Origin of the sequence: Sphaerisporangium flaviroseum, from assembly GCF_039537005.1 — a bacterium.
Classification (GTDB): domain Bacteria; phylum Actinomycetota; class Actinomycetes; order Streptosporangiales; family Streptosporangiaceae; genus Sphaerisporangium; species Sphaerisporangium flaviroseum.
On record NZ_BAAAZR010000001.1, the window covers coordinates 715119 to 741949 of the forward strand.

Consider the following 26831-nt stretch of genomic DNA (forward strand, 5'->3'; position numbering starts at 1 on the left):
GGCTCCCGCGCCGGCGGGACGCCCGCGGCTACCTCATCGTGGAGGCGCTGGTCGCGGCCCGGCGCGACGAGGACGTCGCCGGGCCGATGCGCGACTACGTCGGCGAGCGCGTCGACTGGATCGCCGGGCTCGTCCGCGCCGCACAGGACGGCGGCGAGATGGACGGGGCGCTCTCACCGGACGCGCTGGCCCACTTCTGCCTGCTGCTCGCGATGGGAAGCGCACTCATGCCACCCGACCTGCACGCGGTCGACGACCAGGAGTGGACCGCGCTGCTCACCCGTGTCGTCGCCGCCTTCGCCCCTGCCGACACCACAGCACAGAAGGGAGCCCCGCGGTGAAAGTACAGATCGACGCCGAGCGATGCCAGGGACACGGCCGTTGCTACGACCTCGCCCCCGGCCTGTTCGGCGATGACGACGAGGGCTACGGCCAGGTCCTCGGCGACGGCCTCGTGCCGCCGGGCCAGGAGCAGACGGCTCGCCTGGCCGTGGCCAACTGTCCGGAAAGAGCGATCGAGACCCTCTGAGGAGTGAGATGACCGTCGACGACCGCTTCAACCAGGACTTCCGGGAGAGGATGCGAGACCGGCCCCAGCCCACGCGCAACGAGATCATCACCGGCCCTGTCTCGGACTGGGCGACCGACTTCTCCCACGCCGAGCCTGAGTGGGCCGCCGACCCCTACCGCATCCAGGACGACCTGCGGCAGCGCTGCCCGATCGCGCACACCGAGCGGTTCGGCGGTGCCTGGCTGCCGACGCGTTATGAGGACATCGCGGCGATCGCCTACGACACCGAGCATTTCTCCTCGCGGGCGATCATCGTGAGCAACGTACGGCCGCCCCGCGAGATCGCGCCGGTCGGGAGCGTGCCGCCGATCTCCTCCGACCCGCCCTTCCACCACGACGCGCGCAAGCTCCTGCTGCCGGCGTTCACCAAGACTGCGGTCGCCAAGCAAGAGCAGGCGACGCGGGCGTTCTGCCACGCGCTCATCGACGAGCTGGAGGGGCAGGAGGTCATCGACGCCGCCCGCGACTACGCCCAGCACATCCCCATGCGCGTCATCGCCGACATGCTCGGCTTCCCGCCCGAGGACGGACCGAAGTTCCGCGAATTCGTCGAGAACGCGCTCGAAGGCGTCAACGCTCCGCCCGACGTGCGCATCTCCCGCATGGAGAAGCTGTTCAACTACCTGCTCGCCCAGATCCGCGACCACGTCGACAACCCGCGCGACGACCTGACGAGCTACCTCATCAACGCCGAGCTCTACGGCCAGAAGCTGGAGTCGGGTCACGTGGCGGGCACGATGTCCCTGCTGCTCATCGCCGGCATCGACACCACCTGGAGCGCGATCGGCGCGTCGTTGTGGCATCTGGCCAAGACCCCGGCCGACCGCGAGCGTCTGGTCACCGAGCCCGCGCTGCTGCCGACCGCGATGGAGGAACTGCTGCGGGCGTACGCGCCGGTCACGATGGCCCGGCTGGTCAAGGACGACATGCACTGGAACGGCGTCGACATGAAGGCCGACGACTGGATCCTGCTGTCGTTCCCGGCGGCCAACCGCGACCCGGAGCAGTTCGACCGGGCCGGTGAGGTCGTCATCGACCGCGAGGTCAACCGGCACGCCGCGTTCGGCCTGGGCATCCACCGCTGCGTGGGCTCCCACCTGGCCCGCATGGAGCTGCGAGTCGCGCTGGAGGTCTGGCTGGAGCGCTTCCCTGTTTTCAGCCTCGACGACCCATCGGCGGTCACCTGGTCCGCCAGCCAGGTCCGCGGCCCCCGCACACTCCCCCTCCGCATCGGCTGACCTGGCGGGGGGCTCGAACGACCAGGAGCCCCCGCCAGGTCATTCCGGGCGGGCAGGGGAGGACGGAAGGGACAGGACAGCGGAGCTCACGGTGGTGTCCCGGGCTGTGCGCCAGCGAGCCCAGACCGTTTTCCCCGAGCCGCCGGCGAGTGGAGTGACGCCGTACTCATCGGCCAGGGCGGAGACGATGGTAAGGCCACGGCCGTGGATGGACTCGATACCGAGGTCGAGGTGGCGGGGTCGCCCGGTCCCGTGGTCGGTGACCCGGAGGCACAGTCCATCAGCGGAGGCCCATAGGGAAAGCCTGACCGGAGGCGCGCCGTAGTTGACGGCGTTCGCCAGCAACTCGCCCGCGACCAGGACCACGTCATCCGCCAGATGGCTGAGCGCCCAGCGGGTGAGGGTGTCGTTCACCATGGTGCGGGCCCTTCCGACCATGGACGGATCGTGGGGCAGGTCCCAGCAGACGGTACGAAGACCGTCCGGAATGTCGGGCATCGTGACTCCTCGGGAGGGCGGCGGCGTGCGTACGGGCGGGTGGGGTGCCCTGGAGCGGGGCAGGCATGCCTGTTCCGCCTCACACATGAGGTCGCGCAGTTCGTCAGCGGAGGACGCGTTAACGATGAGTGGGTGAGGAGCGGGCCAGATGGCGATGGCATAGAACCGCCGCGCGCCGACGCCGTACCAGACCGACCACGAGGGCTCCGTCTGGTCCAACTGCTGGGCGATGGCCTGCTTGGCCGGATCCCACCGTCGCTCGGTAACCGGCTCAGCAGCCGCTCCTCGCCGGTGGCGTCCCCCTGACCGCGCGTCACGATCGCGTCCGTTCACATCACCGCCCCCTGCCGGTACGGCTCCCGCCCGCCGGGCGAGGGCTGTTTCCCTGGAGGCGTGCCACGCGGATATTGCTCCCATTCATGCATGGGCTGATGCGGCAGGTTCTCCTCGTCATGGGCGTACGGTGGACGCCCGCAACACGGGCACCCAAGCGGCATAGGCGGCTGCTCAGCATGCCAACGCACGCGAATGACGCGTGCAGTTCTAATAGGGTTTTCATTAGGTCGCACCTCCGACGTGCGATCAGGTCCTGCCAGGCGGTGCAACGCCTGGCAGGACCGGCCTTCTCTCGTCATACTGAGGCCAGCCGTTGTTTTCGCGCAATACCCAAATCAGAACATCTAAATTTTTCCCTTGTGCGGCTTATGAGTTGACGAGGGGGAATTGCGAAAGGAGGAGTCGGCAATGGCGGTACAAAGTCCGACAGTCAAGCGGCGCCAGCTATCCGCAACACTTCGCCAATTAAGAGACGAGTGTGGACTGACATCTACAGAGGCGGCAAAACGCCTTGAATGGGCACCGAGCAAACTAACGAGAATCGAACGCAACGAGTGGAAGTTGCCTAACGTCCACGACATCCGTCTCCTGCTCGATCTCTATGGGGTCGCCGATCAGCAACAGCGTGAGGCGCTGCTTGTTCTCGCTCGTGAGTCACGTCAGCGGGGGTGGTGGGCCGACTACAAGGACGTATTTCGAAGCAACTTGCCTGCGTTCGAGGCCGGAGCTTCAGTGATCCGAACGTATGAGACCGTCCTCATCCCCGGTCTGCTCCAAACCCCGGAGTACACCGCAGCCGTCTTCCGGGGCGGTCAAGTTCTCGACAGCGCCATCATCGATCGATACGTGGAAGCCCGGCGAGCCCGTCAACAGCTTCTCAGCCGCGAGCATCCACCATCCTTCCTCGCACTCATCGACGAAGCCGCGCTCCTCAAGGTGGTCGGAGGGCCGAAAGTGATGCAGGACCAGCTTCGTCACCTCATCGAGATGGCATCCCGACCGAACGTCACCATTCAGGTGATTCCAAACTCTATCGGTGCCCATTCCGCATTGACAGGAGGTCCTTTCGTCATCCTGGACTTTTCGGGTGAACCAAGCTTGGTCTACATGGCAACAGCGACCGACAGTCTCTGGCTGGAGCGACCCGAGGAGTACCAGCGGTATAACCTCATATTTACCCATGTGTCGGCGTCGGCCCTCTCCCCAGAGGATTCGACCCAGCACATAGCCGCGATGATGGATCAACAGACGAGGTAGGGGCAATCGTGGACCACGGCACGTTCGCCTGGCGGAAGAGCAGGTACAGCGGTACGGACGACAACTGCGTCGAGGTGGCGACCATCCCCGACGGTGGCCGAGCCGTCCGCGACAGCAAGAACCCCATTGGCCCAATGCTCACCTTCACCCTTGACGGGTGGGACGCCTTCATCAACGACCTGAAGACCGGCCGCTCCGCCAATCCGTAGAGAGCGGATGGGCAGCGCCTTGGTGCTGAGGGCCGTTCAGGTCCCATTGCCGGAACCGCCGCCGCGTGATGGTGGTCTTGTTCCCAGCGCTCAACATGTGGTCGATGGCTTCTTCAGGCCGCTTCGGTGGGGAGCTCGAGGGGCGGAGCCCTTCGATCGGGGGTCGAAGGGGGCGGAGCCCCCTGGGAAATACTGCCCGAGCCGAAGGCGAGGACCATTCAGAAGGTCCCTCAGGATCGCTGTGTGGGCCTACAGAGGGCGAACGCACGGAACTCGGCATTCCTTGTCCAAGGAAGGGCGCAGAGCCTCAGAGGCCTCTCCAGTGGCGTCCTGTCCCCCGAGTCGGACAGTCCGGTCCTGGGGCGCGCCTTCGCCATGAGGTGCCTTGGGGCATGGCGCGCCGATACAGGAGGTGCGGGCTCCTGACCCCGGCGGTCGGAGCGGGGGACGCGGCGCGTCCCTCTATCCGGCCGCCGGGGTCAGGGTGCGCAGGGCGTGCTCGACGAGTGTGACCAGCACGACCTTGGCCGAGGCGCGTCGTCGCACGTCGCACAGGATGACCGGGATGTCCGGATCCAGGTCGAGCGCGACGCGGACGTCCTCGGCTTCGTGCTTCTCGGCTCCGTCGAAGCAGTTGACCGCGACGATGAACGGCGTGCCACGCTGCTCGAAGTAGTCGATGGAAGGGAAGCAGTCGGTGAGGCGCCGGGTGTCGGCCAGGACGACCGCGCCCAGTGCGCCGTAGGACAGCTCGTCCCACATGAACCAGAAACGCTCCTGGCCCGGCGTGCCGAACAGGTAGACCACGAGACCCTCGCGGATGGTGATCCGCCCGAAGTCCATGGCCACCGTGGTGGTCGTCTTCGCCTCCACGCCGTCGATGTCGTCGACACCGATGCCGCGGTCGGAGAGGACCTCTTCCGTGCGCAGGGGGCGGATCTCGCTGATCGCCCCGACCAGCGTGGTCTTCCCCACGCCGAAGCCACCCGCCACCAGGATCTTGAGGGCGACGGGCTCCTCAGAGGGCTCGTAAGCCATTGATCACTTCCTTGAGAAGGCGCTCATTGGGGCGCGGTCCCGCGTGGGCGGGAGCCCGTACGGTGATCATGCCCTGGTCCTGGAGATCGCCCAGGAGAACGCGGACCACGCCGAGCGGCAGGTCGATTTCGGAGGCGATGTCCGCGACCGACATCGACCGGTCGGCCAGCTCGAGGATGCGGTGATCCTCGGGGCCGAGACCGGCCTCGCCAGTGTACGGAGCCCCGGTCGCCGTGACCATAGCGATCAGATCGAGGTTGTCACCGGATGACCGGGTGCGCCCACGGATGAGGGCGTAGGGCCGGACGATCGGACCCGCTTCCTCGTCGAGCCACTGCTCGCCACGAGTCGTCATGACAACGTCCGCCGAGGGTTGGTGGATATATGCTGGCCGACCCGCTTGACCAGCATCGCCATCTCGTAGGCGATGTGGCCCACGTCGGCGTCCGAGCTGCTCAGCACGGCCAGGCAGGTGCCGGTGCCCGCGGCGGTGACGAACAGGAAGGCCGACTCCATCTCGACGATGGTCTGCCGCACCTCCCCGCCGCCGAAGTGGCGTCCCGCCCCTCGGGCGAGGCTCTGGAAGCCCGACGCCACGGCGGACAGGTGTTCGGCGTCTTCTCTGCTGAAGCCCTGGGAGGCCCCGACGACGAGGCCATCGGTGGACAGGATGACCGCCTGGCGCACGGCGGCGACCCTGCTGATGAGATCGTCGAGGAGCCAGTTGAGTTCGCCGTTAGACGAAACTTTGCCGGTCATTCGTCACCCTTCTCGCCAGTCGTCTGATGGACGTAACCCTCACTATGGTCGCGCAGCTCGTGCTTTTGGTCACGTTCGTTCGGCTGCGTGGTGGTTCGTTCATCGGTTTCGGATACCTGGCCCGGTAACGGCTCCTCACCGTCGTGCCTGCTCAGATGCTCATCCGGTCGGTCGTTCCTTTCCGGGGTCAGGTCCGCGGAATCCTGCTCGGCTTCCAGGCGGCCCCGGCGTCCTCCTTGCTGGAAGGCGGAGAACAAGGCGCGGGCCTCGTCCGGGGATCGTTCCGCGGCTCCTGAGCCGCCCGGCTCGGGCCCGCTGGTGAGCTCAGGGCGCGCGGCGGGGGCAGGAGGAGTGGGGGCGGCCAGCGGCCCGGTGGTCTCCCGCAGTTGCGGGGCCATGTTCGCCTGGCGTACCCGGCGCGGCAGGCCCCGGTGGGTGCCCTTGGAAGAGGTGCGGGACGGCAGCGCGGTCGGAGGCTTGTCCCCGGCGTCTTCCGATGGCGGGGCGGCGGTCTCCGAAGGGTAGACGTCGATGGGGCCGGTGTCGGCGAGGCTGGGCACCACCGTGAGCGACGGGCTCGACTCGGGCGACCGTGTGCCCGGCGGAGTGAAGAACAGCGACGACTCGTCGGTGGCCTGCGGGTCCTGCTGCGGCGCCCGGCCGGCCGGAGCGGGGCGCCTGTGCTGCGCCCCGGCCTCGTCCAGCGAGGTCGGGGCGGGGGGCGCGCCGTCGTCGACCACCAGTGCCTTCGGGATCAGCGCGATGGCCGTCGTGCCACCGTAAGGCGACGCGCGCAGGATCACGCTCACGCCGTGGCGGGCGGCGAGCTGGCTGACGACGAACAGGCCGAGCCTGTCGCTGTCCGCCAGGTCGAACTCCGGCGGGTTGGCGAGCCGGTCGTTGACCGCCGCGTACTCCTCCGGGGTCAGGCCGAGGCCTCGGTCCTCGATCTCGACGACGAACCCGTTGGCCACCGAGTCGCCGCGGACCTGGACCTTGGTCTGGGGGGGAGAGAACATCGTGGCGTTCTCGATCAGCTCGGCGATCAGGTGGATGAGGTCCGCGACCGCGGTTCCGGTCAGGAAGGTGTTCGGGAGCGGCATCACGTTGACGCGGGTGTAGTCCTCGACCTCCGAGACGGCGGCGCGCACGATGTCGATGACCGGCACCGGCTTGCGCCAGGCCCGGCCGGGCGCGGCCCCGGACAGGATGATCAGGCTCTCCGCGTGGCGGCGCATCCGGGTCGTCAGGTGGTCGAGCTGGAACAGATCCTCCAGCGCCTCGGGCTGCTTGGCGCGGCGCTGCATGGCGTCGAGCAGGGCGAGCTGGCGGTGCAGCAGCCCCTGCTTGCGGCGGGCGAGGTTCAGGAAGACCTGGCTGACACCGTGGCGCAGGTTCGACTGGCCGACGGCCGCCTCCACGGCGGTGCGCTGTACGGAGCTGAACGCCCGCGCCACGTCCGCCACCTCGATGGAGTCGCCGCCGGTGATCTTCGGAGCCTCGGTGTCGACGTCGACCTCCTCACCCTTGCGCAGCCGCTCGACCACCCGAGGAAGCCGTACGTCGGCAAGCTCGCGGGCGGAGTTGCGCAGGTCGGCGAGTTCGCGCACGAGGCGGCGGCCGAAGCGCACGGAGATGCTGATCGACGCGACCACCGCGATCAGGCCGAGGCCGCCGGCCAGGCCGATGCGGAGCATGATGCCGGTGGCGACGCTCTTGGCACGGTCGGCGAGGGAAGAGGACGCCTTTATGCCGACCTGGTCGAGCATGGAGGCGAGGTTGTCGGTGATCGGCTGCCACTTGTCCAGCGACTCCGGCAGCCGGCCACCGGCCCGGGTCCTGGAGATGATGTCCTGTTCCATGCTGGTGAAGCGCTTGTAGGTAGGGGAGGCGAAGACCTCCTCGTACGGCTTGCGCAGCTCCTGGTCCAGCGACGACATCCCCTTGGCGTACTGGAAGCGCCGGTTGGCGGCCCATTCGGCGAAGGCGGAGTACTCGGCGTCGGACAGGCCGCCCGTGGAGATGGCCCCGTTGACCAGGGCGACCTGCCGGGAGTTGATCTCGCGGCCATTGCCCATGGCCTGCATCGCGCCGGCCTGCTCGAAAATATTCAGGTCGGGCACCGAGACCATGCGGTCGTACAGGCGGAACACCGCGTCCATGATGCGGCTGTAGGCCTGGGCGGCCTGCAGCCGGTTCGACTGGGCGGTGTCCACGTTGGCCCGGATCCCGGGCAGTTGTTCAAGTTCGTTCAGCAGGGCGGTGAGCGACACCCTCAGCGGGTCGCTGAGCGAGCTCAGCAGGTCAGGGTCGTTGGCCGCGGCGCGGAACTTCGCCATCGACCCGTCGGTGGCGTGCCGCTGGGTGGCGAGCTGGTTCTGGTCGCCGGACCGGACACTGAGAGTGGCGACCGACTGGGATCGCTCCGCCTGAATCTGGAGTCCCAGATCGGTCGAAGTCACCCCGATGCTCTGGTAGATCGTGTTGACCCTCATGAGGGAGATGCCATCACCGATCGTGAGGTTAAGGACAAATCCCCACAAGGCGCTGAGCGAGAGCAGCGGAAGGAGTAGTAAGGAAAAGATCTTGAAGCGGATGGACCGCTTTCCAGAACCCATAGTCACTCCTGCATCGCTCGGAGGCTCTTGCCGCATTTAGGTGAAATGCACCTCCGGAAGATCGCACAGAAGGCTAGCACCGATAGTGTTCCGGCGTACGGGAGGACAGATGATTGCTCTGATCACGGGGGCGAGTGCCGGCATTGGCGCCGCCGCCGCCGAAGGCCTTGTTCGCGCTGGACATGACGTGGTTCTGGTGGGTCGATCCCGTGCCGGACTCGATTCCGTCGCCGATCGGATCGCCGGCCTGCACGGCCGGCGTCCGGACACCTCGATCGCCGACTTCACCTCGTTCGAAGATGTGACCAGGCTCGCCGCCGACCTGCTCGACCGCTACGAGCGCATCGACGTGCTCGCCAACAACGCGGGAGTGATGTCCACCGAGAGGCGGCTCACGCGCGACGGCCACGAGATGATGATCCAGGTCAATCATCTGTCACCGTTCCTGCTGACCAACCTCCTGCTCGACCGCGTCATGGCGTCAGGCGGCAGGGTGGTCACCACCTCGTCCGGTGCCGCGAGGACCGGCCGTCTGGACCCGGCCGACCTCGACCGGTCGCGCAGGCGCTGGAGCGCGTGGCTGCAGTACAGCGACACCAAGCAGGCCAACTCGCTGTTCACGGTCGGGCTGGCCAGGCGCGGGGTGGCCGCCACCTGCTTCCACCCCGGCGTGATCAGGACGGGCTTCGCGTCCGACAGCCTCTACATGAAGCTGCTGTTGGTGCTCCCCGGGGTCGCGCGGACCCCGGAGCAGGGCGCGAGCACGCTGGTGCACCTGGCAACCACGTCCGACGGCGTCGAGCACTCCGGCCGCTTCTTCGCCAAGAGCGTCCCCTCGTCCGCCACCCGGGGGATGACCGACCCCGTTCTGGCCGCCACCCTGTGGGAACAGAGCGTCGCCGTCACCGGGCTCTCTCCCACCGGCCAGGTCTGAACAGCCCTGGCCGGGCCCGCGGCGCCGAAGGCCGGTCCCCGAGATCGCGTACGGCCCGGTAGGCCGCGCTGACGGCGGCGTCGGCGTCGGCTCCGGGAACGGAGTCGGAGCCGGCGATCGCGATGCGCCCGAAGCGCCGCCGGGCACTGTCGGCGGGGTAGGGGCCATCGGGATGGAAGGCGTCCCAGGGCCGCGTGTACTCGGGGGCGTGCCCGTGACCCCACCGGTTGATGGTGAGTCCCTCGATGTCGCGTGCGGGATCGAAGCCCCAGGGCCCGAGCAGCCTGGTGAGCTGCTCCCTGACGCCGTACTCCAGCCTCCCGTAGGGCGTGCCGAACAGCGCGCGGCGGCCCGCCACCGCCGCGTCCCTCGGTGCCAGGCCCGGCGTGGCCGGGGTGTGGACCAGGTGGACGTTGATCGGCTCCCCCGGGCCGCGCGGGCAGCGGTAGGACCCGATGCTGACCGGCGGGGCCGGCTCGACGGCGACCCAGTACGCGCCGGTGAAGCGGACGCGGCAGACCCCCGCCGCCCTGAAGGCGCGCCAGTCGCGCAACTGCGCCGTCGCGGACACCAGCGGCAGCTTCACCGCCTGGCGCATCGCCTCCTTCTGCTCCGCGGGCAGTTCCTCGACGAGGTGGGGGATCACGGTGCTCCAGCAGGCCATGATGACCGCCCCCGCCCGCACGGTCCTGACCCGGTGGCCGTCGAAGTAGCCCACCGTGGCGGTAGGGGCCGTGTCGGGCGGGCCGTCGTTGTGTACGAGCACCACCGGGCTCGACAGGCGCAGCCGTACCCGGTTGCCGGGCCGGTCCAGCGTGCCGTAGTCGAACGAGGTGGTGGTGATCCGATCCATCGAGGTCGCCCCGGCGAAGCCGGGCACCATCCGGCCGATCATCATGCGCACCAGGGCGTGGTTGCCCTCGGGGAAGCAGTACACCTCGGCGTCGTCCTCGGCCGACCACCTGCTGGTCACCCTGCGCGAGTTGTACGCCGAGGGCTTGCGGTCCAACTTCAGTCCCGCGAAGCCGGGATAGGTGTAACGGTCCGCGGTGGCCCACGCGTCGATGGCCCCCAGCGCGTCGGACCCGTAGGCCCATGTGGCGTTCGGCATCGTCTGGCAGAACCTGACGGCATCGGGATGGACCCGGCAGACGTCGCGCAGGAACTCCGCGTACGTCAGCCCGGCCAGCCGCTTCTTCTTGTCCTCGTCGGTCAGGCCGGGGAACCAGTCCGGCGGGTCGTCGAACAGCATGACCAGGTCTTTCCTCGCCTGGGCCGCGACCGGCAGTTCCTCTGCCCACTGGGCGGTGGCCTTGTCCGGGCGCAGCACCACGAGCTTGTCCGCTCCGAACGTCTCCCTGTCGCAGAAGACGGCGTCGTGCATCCCCAGGCCGCGGTACAGGTCCGGATCGGCGTGCCGGCCCGGTTCGACGCCGAGGTCGGCGAGCAGGTCCTTGCCGTCGGGCGACCACGCCGAGGGGGCGTACAGCGAGCGGGAGCCGCCGTGGCCGACCAGCGGGCCGTCCCGTCCCACCGGGTGGAACTCGTTGCGACGGGCATGGCCGCCCACGTCGTCGTGGTTGTCGAGGATCAGCACCCGGCTGCCGGGGTGGCGCCGTGTCCAGGTGTAGGCGGCGGTGACGCCGCTGATGCCGGCGCCGACCACGACCAGGTCATAGCCCTCCCCGGTCGGCTCGGGCGTGCCCGCGCGCTCCCAGAACCTGCCGTCGCGCAGAGCGTGCGCCACGGCGAGCGCGTCAGGGGTGTCGCCCTGGAGCCCTTGCGAGAGGGCGGGCCGCCCGGCCGCGCCGCCGTACGGGGCCGGAGCCCCGCCGGCCAGGCTCCTTCTGGAGCGTCGTGGGAGCGAGCCGGCCGCGGCACAGGCGGCCACCGCGGCGACCCCGTCGAAGAAGTCCCGGCGGCTGATCGGCCGATCCATCCCCAGCTCGCGGCCTTGTCTTCCAGGGAAATCCTCGCCGAGCGGGAAATGAGCCATCATTCCGTGATCATCACTCCGAGGGAAAGGGGAAAGGAGCGTGTCGCGGAGCGCGGGCCAACTCTTTTGGGGTTTATTGCGCCACCCCATAGGCGGGCGCGTCATCCTTTTCCGCCTGATTCGCGGCTCTTGATGGGAACGCGGCGATCGGGCCGGTCGTTGGCTCGGGTGAAGACGAAACGCGCGGACGTTCTGAGGCGCGGTGCGGAGCTTTCGCGCTCCTCGCCGGCTGCTGATCCAACGGGGCAAACGGGGTAACGTTCGCGTTCTCGGCTGGTATGCGACGACGGGGTGACACGGGTGGTCGGAAGGCAGGGCAGGGTGACCGGAAGGATCGGGCCGGGCCTTGTGGGTGAGGTGATGGTGCCGATACGCGGGGGCGTTGAGGCCTTCTACGCCCACCCGTCGATTCCCGAGGAAGAGATTCCCCCTGGGACGATCATCGTCGTCGTCGAATATTCGCCACCACGCACGGTCTACGTGGCACGCGCGATCGTCTGATCCTCCTCTCCCCCCTCATTTCGGAGGTCGTCATGACCACCACGGAGCTGGCCATGTGGGCCGGCGGCGTCGTCGTCCTTCTGGTCGTCTTCATCCTTCTCTTCAAAGCCGTCTGGCGTGTCGCCGAGCCCAACGAGGCGCTGATCATCTCCGGCCTCGGCGCGCGCACGAGAAACGACCTCGCGGACAGTCTCGGCTTCAAGATCATTACAGGTAAGGGCACGGCCGTGCTGCCCGGCTTCCAGACCGCTCGCCGGCTCCGGCTCGACAGCCGGGCCACCAACCTCCAGGTCAACTGCGTCACCCAGCAGGGCATCCCCGTCCAGGTCCGAGGCGTGATCATCTACAAGGTCGGCGACGACTTCACCTCGATCGCCAACGCCGCCCGGCGCTTCCTCGACCAGCAGGACAGCATGAGCGGCGCGATCCACGAGCTGTTCACCGGCCATCTGCGCTCGATCATCGGCAACCTGACCGTCGAGGACCTCATCCTCAACCGCGAGCGGCTGACCGGCGAGACCCGCAGCAGCGCCGCCGACGAGATGAGCAAGCTCGGCCTGGTGGTCGATTCCCTCCAGATCCAGGAGATCGACGACGAGACCGGCTACATCCTCAACCTCGGCAAGCCGCACGCCGCGAGGATCGCCGCCTCCGCGCGCATCGCCGAGGCGCAGCGTGACCAGGAGGCCACCGAGGCCGAGCAGGTCTCGGCCGCCAAGAAGGCCGCGGCCATCCGCGAGTCCCAGATCCAGCAGGCCGGCTTCCAGGCCGAGGTGGACCAGGCGTCCGCCAAGGCACGCCAGGCCGGCCCGTTGTCCGAGGCGACCGCGCGCCAGGAGGTCGTCGTTCAGGAGACCCGCGCCGCACAGCTGGAGGCCCAGCTCGCGGAGCAGCGGCTGCAGTCCCAGGTGCGCAAGCCCGCCGACGCCAGGGCGTACGAGACGGTGACGCTGTCCCAGGCCGAGCGTGACGCCCGCATCGCCCAGGCGGAGGCCGAGGCGAGGGAGACCGAGCTACGCGCCGTCGCCCAGGCCTCGCAGGTCAAGCAGGCCGCCGCGGCCGAGGCCGAGTCCGTACGGCTCCGCGCGGAGGCGGCGGGCGCGGCTGCCCGGGCCACCGGTGAGGGCGAGGCGGCGGCGGCGCAGGCGCGTGGCCTGGCCGACGCCGAGGCCGCCAGGGCGCGTGGTCTGGCGGAGGCGGACGCCTCCAAGGCCAAGGGACTGGCGGAGGCGGACGCGATCCGGGCACGTGCGCAGGCGCTGTCCGAGAACCAGGAGGCGGTCATCGCCCAGCAGCTCGCCGAGAACTGGCCGGCGATCGTCGAGGCCGGGTCGAAGGCGTTCGGCAACATCGACCACATGGTCGTCCTGAACGGCGCCCAGGGTGTGGAGGAGCTGCTCGCCAAGGCGCTCACGCTCGGCGGCACCGGGCTGGGGCTGGCCCGGTCCCTGCTGTCCGGTGCGACCCCGCCCAGCCTGAACGGCACCGAGCCGGTGATCGGCAAGTCCGCCGACGGAAGCTGACCCGGACCGCCGCCTCGGGGCCCAGGTCGCGGGGCCCCGGGGCGGCTCATCTCCCGGAAAGTGGCTCTGTCCGCCAGTCCGGAAGTGGACTTATGGTCCATCCAGTCACTCCTCTACCGTGAATTCATGACGACCGACCATTCCTTGTCCACGGCGACGAGCGAGCCGAACGCCGGAGCGGCCGCGCTCAGGGCGCTGCACGTCCCGGGCAGTCCTCTGGTGCTGCCGAACGTATGGGACGCCGCGTCGGCGCGCGCCGTCACCGCGGCCGGGTTCCCGGTGGTGGCCACCGGCAGCGCCGCGGTCGCCCCGGCTCTTGGATACGCCGACGGGGAGGCCACTCCGGCCGGGGTGATGTTCGACGCGGTGGCCCGCATCGTTCGCGCGGTGCCGGTCCCGGTGACCGCCGACCTGGAGCGGGGGTACGGGCTCGCGCCGGCGGAGCTGGTGGAGCGCATCGCGGCCACCGGCGCGGTGGGGTTCAACCTGGAGGACTCCGACCCGGGCACGGGCGCCATGGTCGACGCGGGCGAGCAGGCCGACTACCTGGCCGCCGTACGAGCCGCCGCGGCGGGCGCGGGCGTCGATCTGGTGATCAACGCGCGGGTCGACACGTTCGCGCACGGCGAGGGGTCGCCGCGGGAACGGCTGGCGGAGGCGGTGGAGCGGGGCCGTCGCTACCTGCGTGCGGGGGCCGACTGCGTCTATCCCATCCTCCTCGCGGAGGCCGAGGCGATCCGTACGCTGGTGGCTGAGGTCGGCGGGCCGGTCAACGTGCTGTTCCGGCCGGGCGTTCCGTCCCTGGCCGAGCTCGGCGAGCTGGGCGTGGCGCGGGTGAGCTTCGGCCACGGCCTGCACGCCGCCGCCCAGGCGTACCTCGCCACGATGCTGGAGGCCATCAAGTCCGGCCGGAGCCCGTACATCCCCTCTGCCGGGTAACAGCCTGTACGTCCCCTCCGGGGTGGAGGGACGCGCGCGGAGGTTGGAGTTCGTCCCCGCGGGGGAGGAACGGGCAGAACGCGCAGTGCGCCCCCCCACGGCAACGGCGGTTGATTCGCCCGGTCGGTCCGGGCGGGGGGCGAAAATGGGGATGAGCGATTTCCTGGGACGATGGCCGGTGCTGCGGCAGCTCACCGGCCCCGACCGCTTCGGGCTGGGCGCGGCCGTCAGGTCACCGAGCACCGACGCGCTGAGGTCCCGCATCGCGACCTCCGACCGGGTGGTGAAATCCGTCTGCCCCTACTGCGCCGTGGGCTGCGCGCAGAACGTCTACGTCTCGGATGAGAAGGTCGTCCAGATCGAGGGCGACCCGGACTCCCCGATCAGCCGGGGCAGGCTCTGCCCCAAGGGCGCGGCGTCGCTCCAGCTCACCACGGGCCCCGGCCGCGAGGACTCGGTGCTGTACCGCCGGCCGTACGCCACCGAGTGGGAGCGGCTCGATCTCGGCACCGCCATGCGGATGGTCGCGGACCGGGTGGTCCGGACCCGGCGGGACACCTGGCAGGAGTTCTGCGACGGCAAGCGCGTGACCCGGACCATGGGCATCGCGAGCCTCGGCGGCGCCACCCTGGACAACGAGGAGAACTACGTCATCAAGAAGCTGATGACCGGCCTCGGCGTGGTGCAGGTGGAGAACCAGGCACGGGTCTGCCACAGCTCGACGGTGACCGGCCTCGGCACCTCGTTCGGCCGGGGCGGCTCGACCACGTTCATGCAGGACCTGCAGCACTCCGACTGCATCGTCATCGAAGGCTCGAACTTCGCCGAGGCCCACCCGGTCGGCTTCCAGTGGGTGATGGAGGCCAAGCTACGCGGCGCCACGATCATCCACGTGGACCCGCGCTTCAGCCGGACGAGCGCGCTGGCCGACCTGTACGTGCCGATCCGGGCGGGCACCGACATCGCCTTCCTCGGGGCGATCATCAACCACGTGCTGACGGAAGGGAAGGACTTCCGCGAGTACCTCCTGAACTACACCAACGCCGCGACGATCGTCTCCGACGACTTCGTCGACAGCGAGGACCTGGACGGTGTCTTCTCCGGATGGAACCCCGAGACCCGCTCCTACGACGTCTCCACCTGGCAGTACAAGGGGCCCCAGGTGCAGGCGGTCTCGGGGCGCCGGCTGCGCCTGGACGAGTACCACATGCCCGGCCGCAGCGAGGCGCACGGCTCGGGCGGCGCGCCGGTGATCCCCCATCCCGAGTGGGACGAGACGCTGAGCCACCCTCGCTGCGTCTACCAGATCCTCAAGCGGCACTTCGCCCGCTACACCCCCGAGGCCGTCGAGCAGACCTGCGGGATCCCGCGCGAGACGTTCATGAAGGTCTGCGACGCGCTGACGTCGAACTCGGGACGCGACCGGACCAGCGCCTTCGCCTACGCGGTGGGGTGGACCCAGCACACCGTGGGCACGCAGTACATCCGCACGGCCAGCATCCTGCAACTGCTGCTCGGCAACATCGGGCGGCCCGGCGGCGGCATCATGGCGCTGCGCGGCCACGCCAGCATCCAAGGGTCCAGCGACATCCCGACCCTGTACAACCTGCTGCCCGGCTACATCCCCATGCCCTACGCGCACACCGACGAGAACCTGGACAAGTTCGTCGACGTCATCAGCACCCAGAAGGGGTTCTGGGCCGAGGCCCGCACGTACGTGGTCAGCCTGCTCAAGGCCTACTACGGGGACGCGGCGACTCCGCAGAACGAGTTCTGCTTCGGCCACCTGCCCCGGCTGACCGGTTCGCACTGCACCTACGACACGGTCATGGCGCAGCTCGAGGGCGTGTGCAAGGGGTACTTCCTGTTCGGCCAGAACCCGGCGGTCGGGTCGGCCAACACCCGGCTCCAGCGGCTCGGGATGGCGAACCTGGAGTGGCTGGTCGTCCGCGACTTCTCCCTCATCGAGTCGGCGACGTGGTGGAAGGACGGCCTGGAGATCCAGAGCGGCGAGCTGCGCACCGACCAGATCGCCACCGAGGTGTTCTTCTTCCCCGCCGCCTCGCACACCGAGAAGAGCGGCACCTTCACCAACACCAACCGGCTGCTCCAGTGGCACGATACGGCCGTCGAGCCCAGCGGCGACCGCCGCAGCGACCTGTGGTTCGTCTACCACCTCGGCCGGCTCGTCAAGGAGCGGCTGGCGAGCTCCGGCGAAGCCCGTGACCGGGCCATCCAGGACCTGGCCTGGGACTATCCGGTCGAGGGCGAGATCCAGGAGCCGAGCGCGGCCGCCGTGCTGCAGGAGATCAACGGGTACGGCGCGGACGGGAGCCTGCTGTCGTCCTACACCGAGTTGCGCGGTGACGGGTCCACCTCGTGCGGCTGCTGGATCTACTGCGGGGTGTTCGCGGACGGGGTGAACCAGGCCGCCCGCCGCAGGCCGCACACCGAGCAGAGCTGGGTGTCGCCGGAGTGGGGCTGGGCGTGGCCGCTGAACCGGCGCATCCTGTACAACCGCGCGTCGGCCGATCCGGACGGCAATCCGTGGAGCTCGCGCAAAGAGTGCGTGTGGTGGGACGCCGGGCTCGGCCGATGGACCGGGCACGACATCCCCGACTTCATCGACGACCGCCCACCCGGCTACCGGCCCCCGGAGGACGCCCTCGGCCCGGCCGCGCTGTCCGGGATCGACCCGTTCATCATGCAGGGCGACGGCAAGGGCTGGCTGTACGCGCCGGCCGGGCTCCTGGACGGCCCGCTGCCGGTGCACTACGAGCCGCAGGACACGCCGTGCGACAACCCGCTCTACCGTTCGCATCCGATGAACCCGGCACGTGTCATGTACGACCGTCCGGGCAACCGGTACCACCCGCCGGGCAGCGAGGTCTATCCGTACGTCGTCACCACCTATCGGCTCACCGAGCACTTCACGGCGGGTGGCATGAGTCGCTGGCTGCCGTACCTCGCCGAGCTCCAGCCGGAGATGTTCTGCGAGGTCTCGCCCGAGCTCGCCGAGGAACGCCTGCTGGAGCACGGCGGCTGGGCCACCATCATCACCGCGCGGGGCGCGATCGAGGCCAAGGTCCTGGTGACCGACAGGATCCCCCCGCTGCGCATGAACGGCAGGGTCCTGCACCAGATCGGCCTGCCGTACCACTTCGGGCCCAACGGCTGTGCCGTCGGCGATCCGGCGAACGAGCTGTCGCCCATCGTGCTCGACCCCAACGCCGACATCCAGGAGGACAAGGCGTTCACGGCGGACATCCAACCGGGGCGGCGCCCACGCGGGCGGGGGCTGCCGCTCCTGGTGGAGACCTTCCGGCGACGGGCCGGTATCAGCGAGCCCCCGCATCAGGAGGTCTGAGATGACGATGCCACCTCTCCCTGTGGTCACGCGGCTGCCCGAAGTCCAGGAAGAGACCGGCTATACCGAGCACCCGCCCCGGATGGGGTTCTTCACCGATACCTCCGTCTGCATCGGGTGCAAGGCGTGCGAGGTGGCCTGCAAGGAATGGAACCAGCTTCCGGCCGACGGGCCTTTCGAGTTCACCGGCATGTCCTTCGACAACACCGAGCAGCTCTCCGGGTCGACCTGGCGGCACGTCGCGTTCATCGAGCAGCGCAAGCCGGTCGGAAAGCCCGCCGAATCCGGTGACCAGGGGGCCGGCGACCTGCGCTGGCTCATGGCCTCCGACGTGTGCAAGCACTGCACCGACGCCGCCTGCCTCAACGTCTGCCCGACCGGCTCGCTCTTCCGTACCGAATTCGGCACCGTGGTGGTCCAGGAGGACGTCTGCAACGGCTGCGGCTACTGCGTGTCGGCCTGCCCGTATGGCGTCATCGACAAGCGTGAGGACGACGGCCGGGTGTTCAAGTGCACGTTGTGCTACGACCGGCTGGTCGACGACCTCACCCCCGCCTGCGCCAAGGCCTGCCCGACCGAGTCGATCCAGTACGGGCCGTTGGACGAGTTGCTCCACCGCGCCACCGCCCGGGTCGAGCGTCTTCACCAGGACGGCGTCGTCGACGCCCGCCTCTACGGCCACGACCCGGCCGACGGGGTCCGCGGCAACGGCGCCTTCTTCCTGCTGCTCGACGAACCGGAGGTGTACGGCCTGCCTCCCGCCCCGAAGGACACCACGCGCGACCTCCCCTCGATGTGGCGGCACGCCGCCGTCGCGGCCGTGACCCTGGCCTGCGGCGTGGCCGCGGCCTTCGTCATTGGACCCCGCTGAGCCCCGCCGGGGCCCGGCGAGCGCACCGAACCAGCGAAACGAGGACAGGAGCGAAATGACCACGCGAGGTCGTGTCGATGGCCAGGCGACACTCATGGAGGACGAGTTCACCTCGTACTACAACCGGCGGATCCTGAAGCCACCGGCCTGGCGCGAGGTGAACATCGGGGGGTACCTCTATCTGGGCGGACTCGCCGGCGCCTCATCGGTGTTCGCGGCCGGAGGTCAGCTCACCGGACGTCCGGGGCTCGCAAGGGCCGGGAAGGTGGCCGCGCTCACCGGCATCAGCCTGTCGCTGGTGGCGCTGGTCGAGGATCTCGGGCGGCCGGAACGCTTCTTGAACATGCTGCGCACGTTCAAGCCGACCTCGCCGATGAACGTGGGCTCGTGGCTGCTGGCGGCGTACACGCCACTGGTCGGGATCAGCATGCTGACCGAACTCACCGGCCGGTTCCCCCTGGCCGGGCGCGCGGCCTGCTACGGCGCCGCGGTGATCGGCCCGGCCATCACGACGTACACGGCCGTGCTGGTGAGCGACACCGCCGTGCCGGCCTGGCACGACGGTTACCGCGAGATGCCGTTCCTGTTCGCCGGATCGGCCACGGCCACGGCGGCGGGCGCCGCCATGATCGCCACTCCGCCGTCGGAGAACACCCCGGCGCGGCGCGCGGCCGTCTTCGGTACGGCGCTGGAACTGGTCGCCGGCCGGTTGATGCGCCGCCGCCTTGGCATGGTGGCCGGGTCGTACGAGCGCGGGCGCGCGGGCGCCCTGCTCCGGGCCGCCGAGGCGCTGGCCGTGGCGGGCGCCGCGGGAGCCGTGGTGGCCGGCCGGAAACGCACCCTGGCCGTGCTGTCGGGAGCGGCTCTCATGGCCGCGTCGGCGTGCGTCCGTCTCGGAGTGTTCTCTGCGGGGGTCGCCTCCACGCAGGACCCTCGATACACCGTCGTCCCGCAGCGCGCCCGCGTCTCCGCGCAGGCGGCCAGGCCCGGCGGACGCTAGCAAGGCGGCTCGCCGATTCCCCGCCCGCACGTGAAGAGCCCCGGACCGTACGCGTCGCGGCCCGGGGCAGGATGGTTCGTTACTTGGCGGCCCAGTCGACCGTGTCGACCGTGTCGTTGGTGACCGTCGGCTCCTCGAGCGAGCGGCCGGGCTTCAGACTGCGGATGAGGCCCGGCGTGTCGATGTTGATGAGCTTGGCCTTGGATCCGGTGTTGTTGACCCAGGACGAGACGTTGTTGGCCTCGCTGGGCCGTCCGGCCACGCCGCCGGTGATGGGCAGCTTGTTGAGGTCGACATGGTAGCCCGCCCCGATGCCGTAGGCCGGTCCGCTCCGGCCGTAGTCGCGGTAAACGCACAGCGTCTTCGTCGGGCACTGCTCGCCGTCACCGAGCTTGACCACCCCTGCGGGCAGCGGTGTGTCGGTGACGGGAGTGTCGCCAACCGGCTCGGCCATGGCCGTCGCCGCCGGGAACGAGAACGTGGTCATGGCCGCGACGGCGGCCACTCCCAAACTGATCACGACGCGATTGGTCACGATTCCTCCCCTGCTATCGATGACGTGGTCCGGCCGAGCCGCTTGCGGTCGCCCCCAGACCGGCCCGGCCGTTCCTCATGCGACAGCCATTAGACACGGGGAGCTTACGGTTGGACACGAACGGTCAGGGCGAGTTGGAGATGTTTGCCGCCGCCAACACCGCCGTTGGGCCTGGTCTGAAGGAGGCCCGTTCCCGTTCCCGGCATTGCTCGCAACTCGCTCGTGAGGCTCCGGCGCGGCCCCTGCCGGCCCCTCTCGCGGCTCAGCGGGAAGCCGGTCCGGCCACGCGGGAGTCGCCCGCATAATGAGCGATCCGGAACTGTCGTGGTGCAGGTGGTTCCGATGGGCACCACTTAGCGAAACCGTGTTCACACGCTCGGTGGGATTTCCTTATCCACCAGCGTCGGCGTGCCCTTTCATCGGGCGTCGATAAACACGGGGAAAGCGTCCTTACCGGGAAATGCGGCTGCGTTACCGGCCGATCCCTGAGGGCGAATGCCGGGCGATCCTGCGATGACAGCGGCGCGCGAGACAGGCGTCCGTACGGAGGTCATCCTGGGCGTGTCAAACAGTGTGCGGGAATGGGCGAGGGCGCCCGGGATAACGGGCGCCCTTCACCGCGGGAACTACCGCAACAGTGCCAGGATCTGGTTCAGCACATCCAGGAGCGCGCTGAGCTGGAAGGGGTCGAGCAGGTGGGCGATCGCGCACAGCAGGTTGCCGAGCAGCCCTCCGGGCACGGCCGAGGCGGTGATGTCGAGCACGACCCGGTCGAGATGCACGTTCAGGCCGAGCAGGTTGAGGTCCAGGGGACCGAGATTCAGATGCAGGATGTCGCAGGTAGCCAGCGTGATGGCCGCCGGGGCCGTGGCCTGCTGGTTCACCGTGCCGACGACGCCGCCGGCGGAGTCGGTCAGCGTTCCGGTCAGAGTTCCGACGGCGGCGATGTCGCCGCCCTGGTCGACGAACTGGGTGGGCGTGAAGGTGCCGGCGAAGGTACCGGTGCCACCGGTCGCGTCGGTGAAGGTCCCGCTGATGGGTGCGTCGAGCACGGACGCCGCGGCGGCGTGCTGCGTGCTAGTTGTCGACGAGCGCGTTGTGTCGGCGGTCGCCGGGCCGGTCGCGGTAAGCAGCAGGACTGCGCCGGTCACCGCGGCGGCGAGAACGGAGATGATTCGCTGTGAGTTCATCCCGTCACCTCTTCTCACATATCGGGAGTCTCGGACTACGGCCTCCTACCCATTCATTTGACGCGAAACGCGTAATGACCGATCGGATAGGTGCGTCAGATCTCTGCCTGGTCTGTTTACCGCCCTTGACCTGCACGGAAAAGGCCGGGCGATCCGAATGTTTCGATCCGGACTCATCCGCCGGTGAATGAAATACCGGACCGTCCAAAACCACCGCCCGAACCGGACCGGCCGCCGCGCCACGTCGCCGCCACTCCTGCTCGTCCCCGCATTATGGGCCTGACCGTAATACGAACGGCCCTCACGCGGTGGTGCCGCTGGAGGCTCGTACGGTCCACAGCACAGCGGATACGCAGACCACGCCGAGCACTCCACCCCAGGCGACGACCTGGTGGACGGGGAAGAACTCGGCGGCCGTGCCCGCCAGGGTCATGCCCAGGCCCTGGGCCGTCATCAGGCCGGCGGTCATGAGGGTCATGGCCCGGCCGCGCAGATCCTCCGGCACGGCGGCGATGAACCACTGGTCCAGGCCGAGGGTGTACGAGATGCCGCACCCGGTCAGGATCTGGCAGACCAGCGCCCAGCCGAGTGAGGGCTCGAACGCGTACCCGATGCCGGGCAGCATCGCGAGGACGGCGACCGGCATCGTCAGGCGTGCACGCCCGCGTGGGCCGAGCAGCGAGCCCACCAGGGTCTCGCTCATGATCGCGCCGATCGGCATGCCGCACATCAGCAGCCCGAGTCCCGCCGGGCCGAGCCGCAGCGAGTCGGCGTACGCGGTGAGAAGGGCTTCCGACACCACGACGAACATGGGCGGCACCCAGCACAGCAGGAGCAGTGCCCGGATCCGCCGGTCGGCGCCGAGCAGCCGTATCCCAGAGAGCGAGGCGCCCAGCATCGTGCCGCCGTCCGTCGTGGCCCGCGCGGGGCGGCGCCGGGTGCCGAAACGGAGCAGCAACGCCGAGCCGAGGAACGTCGCCACCGTCATTACGAGCACACCGCGCGGCGACGCCACGGCCAGGAGCAGCCCGCCCGTGGCGAACCCGGCCAGTCCCGCGCTCTGCGTGACGATCCGTATGACCGAGCGGCCCAGCACGAACAGATCTCCTTCCCCGAGGATGTCGCCGAGCGTCGAAGCGCGCGTGCCGGTGAAGACCGGCGCGATGGCGGCGACCATGCAGCGCAGCAGGAGCAACAGGGCCACGGGCATGCCGGGCAGCACCATCCCGGCCGCGCACATGGCGGACACCAGGTCGCAGACGACCAGCACCCGGCGTGCCGGGAACCGGTCGGCGACCGACGACAGCAGGGTGCCGCCGAGGACGTACGGCAGCAGGCCGAGGGCGAAGGTCAGCGCACTGAGCAGTGGCGAGCCGGTGAGCCTGTACACCAGGACCGCGAGGGCGATCTCACAGACGACGGTGCCGAGCGTCGACATCGCGTGCGCGGCGAAGACGACACGGAACTCCCCGACCGCGAAGACGGCCCGGTATCCCGCACTCCGCTCTCCATCGCCGGACTCCGCCGGTGCCGCATCCTCGGGGGTGGTGTTCGGGGAAGCGGAGGAAGGGGGCATGGCGGCAGCCTGCCTGGGTGCTTCGCCCGGCTTCTAGACTTTCGGCTGTGGCCGAATCATGCGGGAACATGCCGCCGAGCCTGCTGTCCGGATCATCGGGAGGACCATGTCGCTTCGGTTGCGGTTCGGCACCGACGACCTGTTGCGCTGCCGGTTCGCGGTCTCGCCGCTGTGCGAGACCCATGAGGCCGTACGGACCCTGAGGCGCCGGGGACGGCACGGTTACCATCAGCCGTGGCTGCGAAGGATGGGGGAGGCCGTCGCCGGGCTCGATCTGTCCGAGTTGTGGCTGTTCATGGCCGCCGAGGGTGGCTACACCCCCGATTTCCTGGGCCCGCCGCCCGGTGCTCCGTTCACCTCGCCCGCCTCGTTCGAGGATGAGTTGGCGCGCCTGCGTGCCACCGATCCGGCCCTGGCGCGTGAGGAGATGGCCCGGTCGCTGGCATGCACCCCCGGAGCCGCCGAGTCCCCACTGGGCCGGGGGATGCTCGACGACCCCGCGGGCGCAGTGCAGCGGCTCGCCGATGTGACGGAACAGGCCTGGCACGCGTTGGTCGCCACCGACTGGCCGAGGCTGCGCGCACTGCTGGACGCCGATGTCGCCTACCGCTCCCGAAAGCTCGCCGACGGCGGTCTGGAGAGCCTGTTCGCCGATCTGCATCCCACGTTAAGCTGGGCGGCCGGCACGCTCACGCTGAGCACTCCCTCCACGTTCCTCGGCATGTGGGATCTGGGGGGCCGCGGCGTGCTGCTGATGCCGAGCGTCTTCGTCTGGCCGGACGTGGTGAGCGGTTTCGCCCCTCGCTGGCAGCCCACGGTGATCTATCCGGCGCGCGGCATGGGCGACCTGTGGCGGGGGCCGGTCCCCGAAGCGCCGGGCGCCCTCGTGCGGCTGCTGGGCCCGAACCGGGCCGCGATCCTGAGCGCTCTGGACGAGCCGGCGTCGACGACGGCTCTCGCCCACCGGCACGGCCTCGCGCCGTCGTCGGTGTCGGCACACCTGTCCGTGCTCCGCCATGCCGGGCTGCTGGCGTCGCGCCGTCAGGGGCACCAGGTGCTGTACGAGCGCACGCCGCTGGGCGTGGCACTGGCGACGGGTCAGGCCTGACCGCCGACCGCGTGAACCACGATGGCGGGCGCCGAATCGGACACAGGTCCGGAGAATGTGAGGAATCTTCGTGACAGCGGGTGCTCGTCCATGATGCACTGGCTCCGAAGATCTTCGACTGGAACCGTGAAGTCCTCCTGCCAGCGGCAGTAGGAGTCGCTGAAGGAGAGTCGCCATGGCGTCCATTTTCGACCAGATCGGTGGCCCGAGCGCGGTCGCGGCGGTTGTCGACGAGTTCTATCTGAGAGTCGTCGGCGACCCCCTGCTGAAGCGTTACTTCGCGGACATCGACATGGCGAAGCTCAAGGCCCACCAGCGCAGCTTCGTCGCCGCCGCGCTCGGCGGGCCCCAGGCCTACCAGGGCAGGTCGATGGGCGAGGCGCACGCGGGTTTGGGCATCACCTCGGAGGAGTTCGACCTGGTGGTCGGCCATCTCGCGGGCGCACTCGCGGCGTGCGGCGTCCCCGCGGACACCATCGGGACCATCGCCTCGACCCTTGTCCCGCTGAAGTCCCAGATCGCCCAGAACCAGGTACCGGCGTAACGGGCCCGGTCACCGTCCAGACGCGTCAGTCGAACGTGAGCTGTTCGGTGCGCCGGGGCATGAGAAGGATGGCGGCGACGCTGAGGACCGCGACCACGAGGAGCGCGAGGAAGACGTGGTGGGTGGCGTCGTAGAGCGCCTTGCGCACGAAAGCGGCCGTGGCCGACTGCGCCGCAGAACCGTGCCCGTCGAGCACCAGGCTCGTGGCGTCGACGCTGTTGGGCAGCAGGCCGGCCACCGAAGCGGGCGGGTGGGCGAAGCGGTCGGCGAGCGTGGCGTTGGAGATGGCCCCTAGGATCGCCGCCCCCACCGCGCTGCCGATGGAGCGGCAGAACATGTTGGTCGCCGTGACGACGCCGCGGCGATCCCACCCGACCACCGACTGGATCGCGACCATCGTCGGGCTCGACGAGAGCCCGAGACCGGCGCCGACGACGAAACAGGCCGCCGCCACCATCCACACCTGCGTCCGCGCACCGAGCAGGGTGCACACCACCGCGCCGACCACGACGACGCCGCTGCCGACGAGGGCCGTGTCCCGGAAGCCGATGCGCATGTAGATACGTCCCGACAGCGCCGCGGCGAGAGGCCAGCCGATGGTCAGCGCCGCGAGGGCGAAGCCCGCCACCAGGGCGCCGGTGCCGAGGACGCCCTCGGCGAAGGTCGGCACGTACGAGGTGAGGCCGATCATCAGCGCGCCGACGCTCAGCCCGACGAGGTTGCCTCCGGTGAGCGTGCGGTGCCGGAACACCCACAGCGGCAGGATCGGCTCGGCCGCTCTGCGCTCCACGACGACGAACGCGGCGATCATGAGGGTGCCCGCCGCGAAGATGGCCAGGCTCGGGACCGAGCCCCAGCCCCAGGCCACCCCGCCTTCGAGCAGGCCGAGGATGAGCAAGGAGGAGCCCGCGGTGAGAAGGGTCGCACCCAGGTAATCGATCTTGTGAGGGTTCCGCGCCACCTTCTCCTTGAAGCGCCGGGCGAGCACCCACGCGGCGACGGCGCCGAGCGGCAGGTTGATGAAGAAGATCCACCGCCACGAGACGTACTCGGAGAACAGCCCGCCGAGGGTGGGCCCGATCACGGCGGAGATGCCCCACACGCTGGCGACATAGCCCTGCACGCGCGCCCGCTCCTCGACCGAGTACAGGTCGCCGACCATGGTGATGCTCATGGGTTGCACCGCGCCGGCGCCGATGCCCTGCAAGGCGCGGAAGGCGATCAGCGCCGGCATGCTCCACGCGAGACCGCAGAGCACCGAGCCGATCAGGAACACCGCGATGCCGAAGAACATGACCGGCTTGCGCCCGAAGATGTCGGCGAGCTTCCCGTAGAGCGGCACGGTGACCGCCTGGGTGAGCAGGTAGATCGAGAACAACCAGGGGAACTGGGAGAAGCCCCCGAGATCGCTCACGATGGACGGGACCGCCGTGGCGATGATCGTCGCGTCGAGTGCCACCAGGCCGGTGCAGAGCATGATGGCGCCGAGCACCGGCCCGCGTTCCGACCTCAGACCGATGCCTTGGGACGTCGTTGTCGTCGTCACGTCGGGAGGTCTCCTTAGCGCGTCGAGTGTCGATCCAACCCGTGACGCCCGCCCGGCGGCGCGGCCATCACCGAAGTAAGCAACCGGCTACAACCCCTAGTACATTCCCACCTATTTGTCGTGATCTGCTTCATATGGGCCTTATTTAGGAGATCTCCACTGACAGCAGGGCTTCCTGGCGTGGGCTGGGGCGATCAGCCGAACGGTTCCGGCTCGCGGACCTGACGCGATTCCGATCTTCCGCTGGAAGCGCACCAGCGCTATCGTGTCGCCGATCCGGCCTTGACGAGGCAGGGGCGGAGCGCCTGAAGGGGGGTCCATTGTCCGGATTCCAGGTTAGTAAGCAGGGCATGCTGGTCGCCGCCACGGAGATCGGGGACGCCGCGACCGTCCTCGACGAGGTCGAAAAGGAGCTGTCTCTTGACGGGACCCCCGGGTCCACTCCGGGGGCAGGGCCCTCCGACATCTTCGGGGAGTACGGAGCCGCTGAGGCGTACCAGAGGTTCCGCAGTACTTCCAGAGACAGTCACACCTTGCTTGCGGCGGCGTTCCGGGAGCTTCGCGCGAGGGTCGATGAGGCCGCCGCGAACTACTCCGCCACGGACGACCACTCGGCCGCGCAGTTCGAGCGTTTCGGAGGTGAACTCGCAGGGCCGGAGCCCTCCTAAGCGCTCGAC

At 69.3% G+C, this 26831-nt stretch carries 24 protein-coding genes and 1 pseudogene; 15 read left to right on the forward strand and 10 right to left on the reverse strand.

Going from position 1 to position 26831, the window contains the following annotated elements; genetic code table 11:
• The 3 genes and pseudogenes from ABD810_RS03470 to ABD810_RS03480 all read left to right on the forward strand — a co-directional run.
• Positions 1 to 341, forward strand: a pseudogene (locus ABD810_RS03470) (TetR/AcrR family transcriptional regulator); the annotation flags it as partial.
• A complete protein-coding gene (locus ABD810_RS03475) occupies positions 338 to 529 on the forward strand; it encodes a ferredoxin (protein WP_344934066.1) in 192 nt (63 codons plus the stop codon). The pseudogene ABD810_RS03470 and the gene ABD810_RS03475, both read left to right, overlap by 4 nt.
• A gap of 8 nt (positions 530 to 537) precedes the next feature.
• The gene (locus tag ABD810_RS03480; protein ID WP_344934068.1) at positions 538 to 1809 is read left to right on the forward strand and encodes a cytochrome P450; all 1272 of its coding nucleotides are present in this window, start codon (positions 538 to 540) and stop codon (positions 1807 to 1809) included.
• A gap of 39 nt (positions 1810 to 1848) precedes the next feature.
• Here ABD810_RS03480 and ABD810_RS03485 read toward each other — a convergent pair whose 3' ends face one another.
• Positions 1849 to 2307: an ATP-binding protein gene (locus ABD810_RS03485; protein ID WP_344934070.1), complete on the reverse strand. Its 459-nt coding sequence runs from the start codon at positions 2305 to 2307 to the stop codon at positions 1849 to 1851.
• Positions 2308 to 3051: 744 nt separating this feature from the next.
• Between ABD810_RS03485 and ABD810_RS03490 the strand changes: the two genes are divergently transcribed.
• Both ABD810_RS03490 and ABD810_RS03495 read left to right on the forward strand, forming a co-directional pair.
• Entirely contained in the window at positions 3052 to 3900 is an 849-nt protein-coding gene (locus tag ABD810_RS03490; RefSeq protein WP_344934072.1) for a helix-turn-helix domain-containing protein, read from the forward strand.
• An 8-nt stretch (positions 3901 to 3908) separates the two neighbouring features.
• On the forward strand, positions 3909 to 4109 hold the full coding sequence (locus ABD810_RS03495) for a DUF397 domain-containing protein (protein WP_344934075.1): 201 nt from the start codon (positions 3909 to 3911) through the stop codon (positions 4107 to 4109).
• Positions 4110 to 4571: 462 nt separating this feature from the next.
• Here the strand turns inward: ABD810_RS03495 and ABD810_RS03500 are convergent, their stop codons facing one another.
• The 4 genes from ABD810_RS03500 to ABD810_RS03515 are packed head-to-tail and all read right to left on the reverse strand — an operon-like array spanning position 4572 to position 8401.
• Positions 4572 to 5147: a GTP-binding protein gene (locus ABD810_RS03500; RefSeq protein ID WP_344934077.1), complete on the reverse strand. Its 576-nt coding sequence runs from the start codon at positions 5145 to 5147 to the stop codon at positions 4572 to 4574.
• Complete coding sequence (locus ABD810_RS03505; RefSeq protein WP_344934079.1) at positions 5128 to 5502, reverse strand: DUF742 domain-containing protein; 375 nt, start codon at positions 5500 to 5502, stop codon at positions 5128 to 5130. The genes ABD810_RS03500 and ABD810_RS03505 overlap by 20 nt, the downstream gene beginning before the upstream one ends.
• Complete coding sequence (locus ABD810_RS03510) at positions 5499 to 5906, reverse strand: roadblock/LC7 domain-containing protein (protein WP_344934081.1); 408 nt, start codon at positions 5904 to 5906, stop codon at positions 5499 to 5501. Before ABD810_RS03510 ends, ABD810_RS03505 begins: the two co-directional genes overlap by 4 nt.
• A complete protein-coding gene (locus ABD810_RS03515) occupies positions 5903 to 8401 on the reverse strand; it encodes a nitrate- and nitrite sensing domain-containing protein (protein ID WP_344934085.1) in 2499 nt (832 codons plus the stop codon). Before ABD810_RS03515 ends, ABD810_RS03510 begins: the two co-directional genes overlap by 4 nt.
• 232 nt (positions 8402 to 8633) lie before the next feature.
• On the opposite strand from ABD810_RS03515, the gene ABD810_RS03520 reads away from it, so the two are divergent.
• Entirely contained in the window at positions 8634 to 9458 is an 825-nt protein-coding gene (locus ABD810_RS03520) for an SDR family NAD(P)-dependent oxidoreductase (protein ID WP_344934088.1), read from the forward strand.
• Here the strand turns inward: ABD810_RS03520 and ABD810_RS03525 are convergent.
• Complete coding sequence (locus ABD810_RS03525) at positions 9427 to 11397, reverse strand: NAD(P)-binding protein (RefSeq protein WP_344934090.1); 1971 nt, start codon at positions 11395 to 11397, stop codon at positions 9427 to 9429. The two genes, ABD810_RS03520 and ABD810_RS03525, sit on opposite strands and share 32 nt — an antisense overlap.
• A 405-nt stretch (positions 11398 to 11802) precedes the next feature.
• On the opposite strand from ABD810_RS03525, the gene ABD810_RS03530 reads away from it, so the two are divergent.
• The 6 genes from ABD810_RS03530 to nrfD all read left to right on the forward strand — a co-directional run bounded on the left by ABD810_RS03530 (position 11803) and on the right by nrfD (position 19655).
• On the forward strand, positions 11803 to 11955 hold the full coding sequence (locus tag ABD810_RS03530; protein WP_344934093.1) for a hypothetical protein: 153 nt from the start codon (positions 11803 to 11805) through the stop codon (positions 11953 to 11955).
• A 32-nt stretch (positions 11956 to 11987) separates the two neighbouring features.
• Entirely contained in the window at positions 11988 to 13478 is a 1491-nt protein-coding gene (locus ABD810_RS03535; RefSeq protein ID WP_344934096.1) for an SPFH domain-containing protein, read from the forward strand.
• A gap of 126 nt (positions 13479 to 13604) precedes the next feature.
• On the forward strand, positions 13605 to 14417 hold the full coding sequence (locus ABD810_RS03540; RefSeq protein WP_344934100.1) for an isocitrate lyase/PEP mutase family protein: 813 nt from the start codon (positions 13605 to 13607) through the stop codon (positions 14415 to 14417).
• Between the two features lie 145 nt (positions 14418 to 14562).
• The gene (gene fdh / locus ABD810_RS03545) at positions 14563 to 17784 is read left to right on the forward strand and encodes a formate dehydrogenase (RefSeq protein WP_344934103.1); all 3222 of its coding nucleotides are present in this window, start codon (positions 14563 to 14565) and stop codon (positions 17782 to 17784) included.
• 7 nt (positions 17785 to 17791) lie between these two features.
• Positions 17792 to 18655, forward strand: coding sequence for a 4Fe-4S dicluster domain-containing protein (locus ABD810_RS03550; RefSeq protein WP_425566859.1), 864 nt, complete (start codon positions 17792 to 17794; stop codon positions 18653 to 18655).
• A 55-nt stretch (positions 18656 to 18710) separates the two neighbouring features.
• Positions 18711 to 19655, forward strand: coding sequence for an NrfD/PsrC family molybdoenzyme membrane anchor subunit (gene nrfD, locus ABD810_RS03555; RefSeq protein WP_344934106.1), 945 nt, complete (start codon positions 18711 to 18713; stop codon positions 19653 to 19655).
• A 79-nt stretch (positions 19656 to 19734) separates the two neighbouring features.
• Here nrfD and ABD810_RS03560 read toward each other — a convergent pair whose 3' ends face one another.
• The 3 genes from ABD810_RS03560 to ABD810_RS03570 all read right to left on the reverse strand — a co-directional run bounded on the left by ABD810_RS03560 (position 19735) and on the right by ABD810_RS03570 (position 22956).
• Positions 19735 to 20190, reverse strand: a complete 456-nt coding sequence (locus ABD810_RS03560) for a peptidase inhibitor family I36 protein (RefSeq protein WP_344934109.1) — start codon at positions 20188 to 20190, stop codon at positions 19735 to 19737.
• A gap of 626 nt (positions 20191 to 20816) precedes the next feature.
• Positions 20817 to 21380 carry a hypothetical protein gene (locus tag ABD810_RS03565; RefSeq protein ID WP_344934112.1) on the reverse strand — a complete coding sequence of 188 codons (564 nt, stop codon included), beginning with the start codon at positions 21378 to 21380 and terminating at the stop codon, positions 20817 to 20819.
• Between the two features lie 301 nt (positions 21381 to 21681).
• On the reverse strand, positions 21682 to 22956 hold the full coding sequence (locus ABD810_RS03570) for an MFS transporter (RefSeq protein ID WP_344934115.1): 1275 nt from the start codon (positions 22954 to 22956) through the stop codon (positions 21682 to 21684).
• Positions 22957 to 23062: 106 nt separating this feature from the next.
• Here ABD810_RS03570 and ABD810_RS03575 point away from each other — a divergent pair, with 106 nt between their 5' ends.
• Together ABD810_RS03575 and ABD810_RS03580 are read left to right on the forward strand one after the other, a co-directional pair.
• Positions 23063 to 24064 carry an ArsR/SmtB family transcription factor gene (locus ABD810_RS03575; protein WP_344934118.1) on the forward strand — a complete coding sequence of 334 codons (1002 nt, stop codon included), beginning with the start codon at positions 23063 to 23065 and terminating at the stop codon, positions 24062 to 24064.
• Positions 24065 to 24239: 175 nt separating this feature from the next.
• The gene (locus ABD810_RS03580) at positions 24240 to 24608 is read left to right on the forward strand and encodes a group I truncated hemoglobin (protein WP_344934121.1); all 369 of its coding nucleotides are present in this window, start codon (positions 24240 to 24242) and stop codon (positions 24606 to 24608) included.
• A 25-nt stretch (positions 24609 to 24633) separates the two neighbouring features.
• Here ABD810_RS03580 and ABD810_RS03585 read toward each other — a convergent pair whose 3' ends face one another.
• A complete protein-coding gene (locus ABD810_RS03585) occupies positions 24634 to 26154 on the reverse strand; it encodes an MDR family MFS transporter (protein WP_344934124.1) in 1521 nt (506 codons plus the stop codon).
• Between the two features lie 320 nt (positions 26155 to 26474).
• Between ABD810_RS03585 and ABD810_RS03590 the strand changes: the two genes are divergently transcribed.
• Complete coding sequence (locus ABD810_RS03590; RefSeq protein WP_344934126.1) at positions 26475 to 26822, forward strand: hypothetical protein; 348 nt, start codon at positions 26475 to 26477, stop codon at positions 26820 to 26822.
• The last annotated feature ends 9 nt before the right edge of the window (positions 26823 to 26831 follow it).

Bases quoted from the DNA above. Each gene is read 5' to 3' on its own strand.
- ABD810_RS03480 (WP_344934068.1), top strand. From the start codon at position 538: ATGACCGTCGACGACCGCTTCAACCAGGACTTCCGGGAGAGGATGCGA.
- ABD810_RS03485 (WP_344934070.1), bottom strand. From the start codon at position 2,307: ATGCCCGACATTCCGGACGGTCTTCGTACCGTCTGCTGGGACCTGCCC.
- ABD810_RS03490 (WP_344934072.1), top strand. From the start codon at position 3,052: ATGGCGGTACAAAGTCCGACAGTCAAGCGGCGCCAGCTATCCGCAACA.
- ABD810_RS03500 (WP_344934077.1), bottom strand. From the start codon at position 5,147: ATGGCTTACGAGCCCTCTGAGGAGCCCGTCGCCCTCAAGATCCTGGTG.
- ABD810_RS03505 (WP_344934079.1), bottom strand. From the start codon at position 5,502: ATGACGACTCGTGGCGAGCAGTGGCTCGACGAGGAAGCGGGTCCGATC.
- ABD810_RS03510 (WP_344934081.1), bottom strand. From the start codon at position 5,906: ATGACCGGCAAAGTTTCGTCTAACGGCGAACTCAACTGGCTCCTCGAC.
- ABD810_RS03515 (WP_344934085.1), bottom strand. From the start codon at position 8,401: ATGAGGGTCAACACGATCTACCAGAGCATCGGGGTGACTTCGACCGAT.
- ABD810_RS03520 (WP_344934088.1), top strand. From the start codon at position 8,634: ATGATTGCTCTGATCACGGGGGCGAGTGCCGGCATTGGCGCCGCCGCC.
- ABD810_RS03525 (WP_344934090.1), bottom strand. From the start codon at position 11,397: ATGGATCGGCCGATCAGCCGCCGGGACTTCTTCGACGGGGTCGCCGCG.
- ABD810_RS03535 (WP_344934096.1), top strand. From the start codon at position 11,988: ATGACCACCACGGAGCTGGCCATGTGGGCCGGCGGCGTCGTCGTCCTT.
- ABD810_RS03540 (WP_344934100.1), top strand. From the start codon at position 13,605: ATGACGACCGACCATTCCTTGTCCACGGCGACGAGCGAGCCGAACGCC.
- fdh (WP_344934103.1), top strand. From the start codon at position 14,563: ATGGGGATGAGCGATTTCCTGGGACGATGGCCGGTGCTGCGGCAGCTC.
- ABD810_RS03550 (WP_425566859.1), top strand. From the start codon at position 17,792: ATGCCACCTCTCCCTGTGGTCACGCGGCTGCCCGAAGTCCAGGAAGAG.
- nrfD (WP_344934106.1), top strand. From the start codon at position 18,711: ATGACCACGCGAGGTCGTGTCGATGGCCAGGCGACACTCATGGAGGAC.
- ABD810_RS03565 (WP_344934112.1), bottom strand. From the start codon at position 21,380: ATGAACTCACAGCGAATCATCTCCGTTCTCGCCGCCGCGGTGACCGGC.
- ABD810_RS03570 (WP_344934115.1), bottom strand. From the start codon at position 22,956: ATGCCCCCTTCCTCCGCTTCCCCGAACACCACCCCCGAGGATGCGGCA.
- ABD810_RS03575 (WP_344934118.1), top strand. From the start codon at position 23,063: ATGTCGCTTCGGTTGCGGTTCGGCACCGACGACCTGTTGCGCTGCCGG.
- ABD810_RS03580 (WP_344934121.1), top strand. From the start codon at position 24,240: ATGGCGTCCATTTTCGACCAGATCGGTGGCCCGAGCGCGGTCGCGGCG.